The sequence below is a fragment of the Wolbachia endosymbiont of Drosophila incompta genome, assembly GCF_001758565.1.
In the GTDB taxonomy this organism is placed as follows: Bacteria; Pseudomonadota; Alphaproteobacteria; order Rickettsiales; family Anaplasmataceae; genus Wolbachia; species Wolbachia pipientis.
This window is the reverse complement of the sequence record NZ_CP011148.1, coordinates 880,233-880,816: the sequence shown is the minus strand read 5'-3', so window position 1 is coordinate 880,816 and position 584 is coordinate 880,233. Positions and strand designations below refer to the sequence as shown.

Annotated in this window: 1 pseudogene; it reads right to left on the bottom strand. The window is 43.0% G+C overall.

The features are described from left to right. Positions 1 to 584 (bottom strand): annotated as a pseudogene (locus WG67_RS08605) (phosphoribosylformylglycinamidine synthase); the annotation flags it as partial.

Sequence of the window (584 nt, the reverse complement as noted above, 5' to 3'; positions counted from 1 at the left end):
ATGAAGGTGGTGCAGAGATTATCACTTTCTCGCCATTTTCATCATATCCCTTGAAGTCATTGAACATACTGTCTTTTCCGGATATGAATGGTGTTTTAAATGCAGTTGCGAAGTCGTAACAAGCCTCTGCAGCTTTCTTTAGTTGCCACAACCTTTCTGGATTATAAGCATCACACCAACAAAAATTGTCGAGAAACGCTAGATGATTTATATTTCCTCCTGCGGCTACATAGTTGCGTATCGCGGTGTCAATTGCACATGCTGCCATGTGGTAGGTGTCAATTTCTCCATAACTTGAGCCAAATCCTTGCGATTTTACAACACCTTTATTTGAAGAAAGGATTGGCCTTGAAACAATAGCTTCACTGCACACTCTTCCCTTGCCCTGCAGTGGTTTCAGCACTGACGACCCTTGAACCTCATGGTCATATTGCACCACTATGAACTCTTTGCTGCAAATGTTTGGTCTGCTCAGCATTTCTTTTAGTTCAATTGCTAAAGAAGGCGAACTTGTTGTCATTCCAGCGCATAGCGCTGGAAGCCCCTTAGACCACGGTTTCGTCTGTAAATGCACTTTGGGATTA